Annotated in this window: 2 protein-coding genes and 1 pseudogene; 1 reads left to right on the top strand and 2 read right to left on the bottom strand. The window is 40.4% G+C overall.

Annotated features, from left to right (window positions below):
- Positions 1-100 precede the first annotated feature (100 nt).
- Complete coding sequence (locus ACIR131C_RS27040) at positions 101-235, bottom strand: hypothetical protein (protein ID WP_269208793.1); 135 nt, start codon at positions 233-235, stop codon at positions 101-103.
- 5 nt (positions 236-240) lie between these two features.
- The gene (locus ACIR131C_RS21405; RefSeq protein WP_051347439.1) at positions 241-2,430 is read right to left on the bottom strand and encodes a calcium-binding protein; all 2,190 of its coding nucleotides are present in this window, start codon (positions 2,428-2,430) and stop codon (positions 241-243) included.
- A gap of 346 nt (positions 2,431-2,776) precedes the next feature.
- On the opposite strand from ACIR131C_RS21405, the pseudogene ACIR131C_RS27035 reads away from it, so the two are divergent.
- Positions 2,777-2,947, top strand: a pseudogene (locus tag ACIR131C_RS27035) (amino acid--tRNA ligase-related protein); the annotation flags it as partial.
- Positions 2,948-3,026 lie beyond the last annotated feature (79 nt).

Below are 3,026 nucleotides of genomic sequence, written 5' to 3'. Positions count from 1 at the left end.
CAAAGGAAGAAGTTAGAAAGTTACATTTATTAATTTTGGGTAAGAGTTCCTACTAAAATTTGCGTCAATATTTCTAAATCAGTAGGAACTCGATATAACATTATATCCTGGGTATTAGTTGATTTTCCTGTTGAAAACTGCCAAACTGCCAAATATCTCCAGTTGTTACAGCACCATCTAATATTAGTTCATCTCCTTCAACCCATTGATCTAATGCAATATGTGGTTTTTTCACCTACGTTAAGCGGAAACAAATGACCCAATATCTGGACCTAGAATTGTTATGTCACTACCAATAAATTTACCAGTGTGGTTGACTGTTACAATACCGAGTAAATCCAGGTCATGAGCACCATTTCCCCTTTTACCGTCGGCTCCTTGATCACTATAAACTCCCAGTCTGATTTGACCATCTATACCATTAGTAATGTTAATACTACTAATGTCTCCAGAAATTTTTCCATTACCATCAATAACTTTCACAGCTACAGTATGGCCGATAATTGTGATCTTATCTCCTTCTCCGCCATTACCACTAAAGTCCATGATCGTATCATTGCCAATACCCTCAACCCAGTGATCATGATAGTTGTTATTTTCCCCAGCCACACCCATCCAATCAACGATACCGCCGGTTTGAAGGTGTTGCTTGTAAATACTTTCCTTAGCATTGATCAATAGTTTAAACTCAAAGGTATCTGACCCAGTATCACCGATGAGTGTATCATTTGCTTTGAGACCATCGGGATTAAAAAATTGTGCATCGAAGACAAGATCAGATATGGTTGCACCAACAGCAACAGATTGTTTTGGTATATTAGAGTCACTCAAGCTGGTAATCAAATCATCGCCGCTACCACCCATCATTGTGTCACTTCCCAAGGCTGATTCTAGTGTATCATTACCTTGACCTCCGTTCAACTTATCGGAGCCAGCAGCAGAAGTATTAATAGTTGCGTACTTCAAGTAACCATTACTATCAAAGTCTGTAGCCAAAAGGGGCGTATCACCATAGAGTGCGTCATTTCCAGCCAGCCCTAAAATCCTATCCTGACCTCGTCCACCTACGATTGTGTTATTTCCTGAAGTACCGAGAATTTCCCCACCGACGACACCACTAAATGACCCAATATCTGGGGTTTGAACCGCTACATCGTTAGCGATATTGAAATGGCCATCATGGTTGACTGTCACAATACCGAGTACATCCAAATCATGAGCGCCAGTTCCTCTTTTACCGTCAGCCCCTTGATCACTATAAAGTCCCAGTTTTACCTGAGTTGCTGTGCTTGAAAGAACTTTGTAGGTGACAGTATGACCGATAATGTTGATCTTATCTCCTTGGCCGCCAGTACCACTAAAATCCATAATCGTATCACTACCAATACCGTCAACCCAGTGGTCGTGATAGTTGTTATTTTCTCCAGCTACACCCATCCAATCAATTGTACCGTCAGATTGAATGTGTTTTTCGTAAATATCAACTCCTGCATTAATCAACAGTTTAAACTGGAAGGTATCTGAACCCGCACCACCAATAAGTGTATCGTTTGCTTGCAGACCATCAGGATTAAAATATGCTGGGTCAAAAACAAGGTCAGCTATTGTCGCACCAACAGGAACATTGTTTTTATTTTCAGCCGGTATGTTAGAATCACTAATGCTGGTGATGATATCATTCCCGTTTTCACCGGATAAAGTGTCACTTCCTAAGGAAGCTGTAATTAAATCATTACCGTTACCCCCTTTCAAGAAGTCGTTACCATAACTATTCACAGTTGCGTTGAAAAGGTAACCAGCACTATCAAAGTGTTCATCTAAAAGTGTGTCATCACCAAAGATTGAGTCATCTCCCGTACCACCCTCTATGAGATCATTACCATTGCCACCTAAGATGGTATCATCACCGTTATCTCCATAGAGATAGTCCTCTCCATCCTGTCCGTTGATGAAGTCATTACCTTGCTGACCGCTAATAGTATCATTGCCACTATCGGCTTGAATGTCTCCACTACCACCAAAGAGTGCATCATTGCCATTCCCACCTAGAATGGAGTCATTCCCACTTTCTCCCCCAATGTAGTCATCTCCCGTACCACCCTCTATGAGATCATTACCATTGCCACCTACGATGGTATCATTACCGTTATCTCCATAGAGATTGTCCTCTCCATCCTGTCCGTTGATGAAGTCATTACCTTGCTCCCCCCTAATAGTATCATTGCCACTATTGGTTTCAACCCCATTACTACCACCAAAGAGTGCATCATTTCCCGCACCACCTAGAATGGAGTCATTCCCACTTTCTCCCCCAATGTAGTCATCTCCCGTACCACCGTCTACGGTATCATTGCCATTGCCACCTAGAATGGAGTCATTGCTGGCAGTACCTACGAGTCCATCATTATTTATAGTACCGTTAATTATCATTTGCTTTTCTCCTGGTTTTTTGAACTTTTTTGCTCGGAATTATAAGTATTTTTATTCCAGGCGGTAATCCCGTCTATTTATTGATACTCTAGTGGAAACACCATGATGATAACACGAACTCAAGTCAATATTCAGTATATGAGGTACTATTAACAAAACTTAAAGTTTTTCAGCACTACTGCCGTACAAAATATATTCAAAGAGAGTGTATCTGTTTAGTTGAGACTTATAGGCGCTTAAAAATAACTATTTAACTATTTTTGTTGATTTTTTTGGCACTAAAACTACTACAATGAATGTTAATGCTAGATGATGGGAAGGCCTTGACATTTAACCAACCTAGCCCGAAAGTTTTAAATATGGAACTTCTCCCCATGGTGATATTGCTTACGGTGTAGACCCTTTGGTAATGTTGTTATCTGGAGAAGAATCAATTTGTGATGTGATTGCTTTTCCTAAGACTCAACAAGGGCATTATTTGTTAACAGATGCTTCTGGAAATGTGGACGCAAAATAATTGAAAGAGTTGCACATTGCTTCGACTTTTAAGCCCAAGGTTTAAGGTTTGATTATTCCCTCTGCTTTTTTGCAGGGGG

The organism is Dolichospermum circinale AWQC131C (assembly GCF_000426905.1).
GTDB classification, from domain to species: domain Bacteria; phylum Cyanobacteriota; class Cyanobacteriia; order Cyanobacteriales; family Nostocaceae; genus Dolichospermum; species Dolichospermum circinale.
Note: the sequence above shows the minus strand (reverse complement) of the source record. Positions and strands in the feature narration are given on the sequence as shown.